Raw genomic sequence first — 5,244 nt, forward strand, 5'->3', positions numbered from 1 at the left:
TCCGGGCACGGTCGCGGGCGCGCAGGGCGTCTATGTCAACGCTGCGAACGAGGTCCGGGTCACGTCCTTTGCGGGCGCTCTCGGCGCCGGTTTCATCGGCCTGGCCGGTGGCATCGATTTCGGTAGCATCAAGAACGACACGGTTGCCGCGATCAACGCCGACGCCATGGTGCGGGCGCGCGGCGACGTGTCGGTCAACGCGGTTGCAATCAAGGTTCTGCGTGGGTTCGCCTTCAGCGGCGGCATCGGCGTCGGCGGGCTCGGCGCGTCCGTGTCGGTCTGGTCGGTCGGCGAGGAATTCAGCGACTCCTATCAGGACAACCAAGGTGGCAGCGGCAACGCGACGAAGGACGACGGAAGCCCCAAGACCGCCAATGACGAGGCCGGCGGCCAGGCCGACGACGGTGTCGAAGGCGTCACTGGGGAATTGAGCCGCTTCGGCAGCGGCGCCAACAGCAATACGGCCGACTCGCGGGTCAAGGCCGGCGTTGAAGGCGCCCGCGACAAGGTCGGCGCCAACGCGCTGACCTCCAGCGCCCTGACTAACAAGCTAACGGCCGCCGTCACCGACGAGCGCGGCACCACCGCGTCCGTCGAAGGCGGCGCCACGGTCGAGGCCGGTCACGACATCGTCGTGAACGCGCGTGAACAGATGGAAGTCGACATGTTGGTCGGCAGCCTGGGCGCCGGTCTTGTTGGCCTGGGCGCCTCGATTTCCGTCGTCAATGTGTCGGGGCAGGTGCGAGCGAAGGCCGGCGGAAGCCTGAAGGCTGGCAATGCCATCCGAGTCGAAGGCCATTTCGGCCAGGATGTCGATGTCACAACCGTCGCCTTGCAGGCCGGCTTCGTCGGCCTCGGCGCATCGGTCGCGGTGGTCAACGATACCAGCCGCATTCAGGCCGGCTTGCTCGACAACACAGTGGTCAACGACGCGGCCAGCCTTACGGTCTCGGCGACCAGCAACCAGACGTTCGACGTGCTGACGACCGGCATACAGGCCGGCGCGGTGGCCGTCGGCGCGTCCTACAGCGACGTCACCATCGGCGATGACGACGACAACACCAAGGAAGTCCTGGCCACGATCGGCGCGGGCAGTCAGATCGGGCAGACCGACACCGTCGGAGCCATCACCGTCCATGCGGACTCGACGATCAACGCGGATTCCGACACCTTCGCGCTTGCCGCGGGGCTCGGCGCGCTCACCTTCAATTTCGCCTTCGTCGATGTTCAGCCGAACGTAGAGGCATCGATTGGCGGCGGCGCCAACATCAATGCGACGGGCCTCCTCACGGTCGAGGCGTGGACGCTGCACGATGCGACCGGCGACGTGTTCGCGCTTTCGGTCGGCGCGCTGGCGGCCGGCACCAGCCTGGCGACGGTCAATGTCGTCCCGACGGTGGCCGCATCGATCGGCGGCAATTCGACGATTCACGCCGGCGGCATCGTCATGCTGTCGTCACACAATTACGAGGGCGAGACGGCGACCGACCGCGGGGCGAAGGCCTATGCGGAAGCCTCCGGCGGCGGCTTGTTCAGCGGCCAGGGCTCGGTTCCGACCGCGCGGTCCAATGCGGTTGCCAACACCACGATCGGTGCCGGCGGCGCATTCACCATCACCGGTGACATCGACATCAAGTCGCGCATTCGCAACTATGCCGTCGCCAATTCCGAAGCGAATTCGTTCGGCGCCGCGGCGGTCGGTGCTTCCGTGGCCGAAGCCGAGGCCAATGGCCAGAGCAACGCCGCGATGAACGCCAACATCGTCTCGGTCACCGACATTAAGGTCGAAGCCCTCGCTGTCAACGGCGCGCTCGCCGTGGCTGAAGCCGCCGGTGGCGGCGTTCTCGGCGCGCTGACGATCAACAGCGCAGTCGCAACAGCCAGCCCATCGTCGGTCAGCGCCTCGATCGGCAACAACACCTCGATCCAGTCGGCGCGCAATGTCCGGCTCAAGGCACAGGCGCAAACCGAAGGCGACGCCAAGGTTGTCGGTATTTCGATAGGCGGCATTTTCGGCGCCGGCGCTTCGGATGCGACGACCAATGTCAGCCCGACTGTTGCAAGCTCGATCGGCGCGGGCGCGGTGATCAATGCGACCGGAGATATCCTGGTCGAAGCCTCTGCGTCGCCGATCCCCGGCGTTCAACCGACCTACGAGATCCTCGATGTCGATGGCACCGCCAACACGATCACTGTCAACGGGCACGGACTGGTGACCGGCGACACGGTCGAATATGATGCCGGAAGCGGCGGCGCCGTCATTCCCGGCCTCAACTGGCCGGACCCGGCCGATTCGGCTGTGAACCGCCAGTACAGCGTGATCAATGTCGTCAATGCAGGCGTGACAGATCCGAACACGCTCTATTTCGGCTCCGTCTTCAACGCCGCCGACATCGATCCAGACACCGAGATCATCGAGTTCGCGGGTGGCCATAATTTCCTGAGCGGCGATGCCGTCCGCTACTATCCGGGACCGGACGAAACGGTCGACAGCTTTGGCCTGACCGAGGGCAACCTCTATTATGTGCTGGTCATCGACGGGTCGCACATCAAGCTGGTGAGCACCTTCGACAAGGCGGTCAACCCACAGAACTACCTCAAGAATTTCCAGCCGGACGACGTCGCGGGCAACAGCATCACCATATCCGGGCATGGCTTCGTCAACGGGACGGCGGTGACCTATGAGGCACCGGACGCGCGCACCTTCGTCAGTCGCCAGGTGGACGTCAATTCGAACAGCCTCAATCCCGACGGCTCGCCGATCGCAGATAGCAACGCCGACAACATCCGCTTCTTCGACGATGATGGAAATGCGCTGGCGCACGGTTTCGCCGAGGGCGAGCACGTCGTCTATGACGTCAAGAATGCGAGCGGCGGAACGGGTCTGGCGATCGGCGGCCTGGTCGACGGCCAGACCTATCGCGTGCACGTCGTCAATTCCTCGACGATCCAGCTCAAGCGTAACGACGCGATTACCGAAGAGGTGCAGTTCGTTCGCAATGCCGCTGGCGACCGTATCATCCGCACTGACGGCCTCAACTGGGCCGACAACGGCTTCGCAGCCGGCACGCTGTTCATCGGCGGCGGCGGCGCCAATTCCGGCACGTTCACGATCGCCAGCGTATCCGGCAGCACGCTGATCCTTACCGTCGCGAACAGCGTCACCGAAGACACGCTGACGAAGACCTTCGATCAGCCGATCATCGCGCTGAACCCGAACAAGGGCCTCAGCGCCGATCCCGCCCTCAATGTTGGTGCCAGTGATACGCATTCGCTGGTCAACGCCAAGAATCTGCCGATCGGCGGGCTGGAAGACGGCAAGACCTACTACGTGCGGGGCGTGGATCGGCGTCATGGTGGCGATCGTCACACTGGTCAGCCAGCGCTTCTTCGTCGTCGGCATGATGATGGCCGGGTGGGCGCTGGTGCTGATGGTTGGCGTGCCGCTGGCGCGCCAGCTGTGGTTCCTGTTCACGAGCCCATCATTGAGAAGGACGAGGGGGAGGGCCTTCGCCGTCGTTGCAGCCAGCCTGGCGCTGGCAGCCATGCCATTCTTCGTCATCCCGCTGCCCTACGCGACCGCCGCGCAGGGTGTCGTCTGGCTGCCGGGCGACGGAGTCGTCAATGCCGGTGTCGATGGCGTGGTAGCGGAAATTGTCGCGACTCCCGGCGCCCGGATCGAGCGAGGCGCCCCGATCCTGCGGTTGGAAGACCCGTTGCTGGAAGCGCGGACTGTCCTGCTGGATCTGAGGGCCGGGGAGCTTGAGCGCCGCCTCGAGAAGCTTGATCTCTCCAACAAGGTCGACGCCAAAGTGGTGGCCGAAGAGCTGAGGCTCGCACGCGCCGACCTCGTCCTCGCGCGCGACCGTGCCGAAGCGCTGACGGTACGGGCGCAGGCAAGCGGTACTCTGATCATTCCGTCGGCGAAGGATCTCGACGGCAAGTTCGTGCGCCGTGGCGAGACGTTAGCCTATGTGACGCGGTTCGATCAGCCGACACTGCGCGCCGTGATACCAGAAAGCGACGCCGATCTGGTTCGTAACCATACGGCGTTCGTCGACGTGCGCTTCGTCGAAGACCCATCGGTTTCGCATCCCGCAAAGATCATACGCGAGGTGCCTTCGCTGACCGCAACTTTGCCGAACGCCGCATTGAGCAGAGTGGGCGGTGGGGAGTTTTCGCTCGACCCGACCGATCCTTCGCAGAAGCGGGTCCTTGCCAACTTGATGCATCTGGAATTGGCGCTGGCCAATCCAAGCAAGATCGACCGCATCGGCGGGCGCATCTACGTCCGCTTCTTTCACGGCAATGTGCCGCTCTACGAACGTACGTATCGCTGGATCAGGCAGGTGTTCCTGCGGGTCTATCGGGTCTAGTCTTCCATGAACGGAGGTAATAACTTGTAGTTGGAACTAACTCAATTACCTTGGAATCGTGCCAAATGCAGCATTTCACTTTACAATCCGACGCCGCGGTGGTGTGATCAATACTTGGTGTTGAAGTATTAGTGTTCTACATATCGCGGAAACGATAAATTAACCGAGTTTTCCACCTCAAGGAGGGTTTCATGACTGTGCAGCTTCTTTTCTATCAAGACGCCAAACCGGTAACCTCGGACCGTCACAGGGATGTTTCGATCAAGACGGGTCACTCCTACGCCTTCGCCCGCAATGTGAACTCGGTACCGGTGACGGCTGTCGAATTCGCGCAGGCAGCGGCGGAGTATCCGATCGTTTTCGCGGGCACCGAACAGTCGATCATGCCGGCGGTCATTCTTGGCGTGAAGCAGACCGAAAACCTTTATGTCGACGATGCCGGCAACTGGAGCGGCAAATATGTTCCGGCTTTCGTGCGCCGCTATCCCTTCGTTTTCTCCTCCGATGCCAGCGGCCGGACATTCATCCTCAACATCGACGAGAGCTTTGAAGGCATCAACCGCGAGGGCCGCGGCGAGCGCCTGTTCGACGCCGACGGACAGCAGACGCGCTACCTGAAAGAGGTGCTCGGCTTCCTTCAGGATTATCAGTCGCGCTTTCAGCGCACCAAGCGATATTGCGATCTTCTGAAGTCTCTCGGGCTGCTGCAGCCGATGCAGGCGCAGTTCAATTTGAACAGTGGCGAGCGCCGTTCGCTGGCCGGCTTCATGACGGTCGACCGCCAGAAGCTGAAGGCGATCGATGCCGCCGACCTGCAAACGATGTTCGGAAATGACGAATTGGAGTGCACCTACCTTCACCTCCACTC

Annotated in this window: 3 protein-coding genes; all 3 read left to right on the forward strand. The window is 62.8% G+C overall.

The genetic code is table 11. The features are described 5' to 3' along the window. Positions 1-3,766 (forward strand): hypothetical protein (locus tag EN781_RS34485; protein WP_189347826.1); only part of this gene is annotated, 3,766 nt, incomplete at its 5' end. Then, the gene (locus tag EN781_RS25025) at positions 3,717-4,376 is read left to right on the forward strand and encodes a hypothetical protein (RefSeq protein ID WP_127400420.1); all 660 of its coding nucleotides are present in this window, start codon (positions 3,717-3,719) and stop codon (positions 4,374-4,376) included. The genes EN781_RS34485 and EN781_RS25025, both read left to right, overlap by 50 nt. Before the next feature lie 191 nt (positions 4,377-4,567). Further along, the coding region (locus EN781_RS25030; protein ID WP_127400421.1) for a SapC family protein at positions 4,568-5,244 on the forward strand (677 nt) is incomplete at its 3' end.

This window comes from Mesorhizobium sp. M4A.F.Ca.ET.090.04.2.1 (genome assembly GCF_003999085.1).
Taxonomy (GTDB): domain Bacteria; phylum Pseudomonadota; class Alphaproteobacteria; order Rhizobiales; family Rhizobiaceae; genus Mesorhizobium.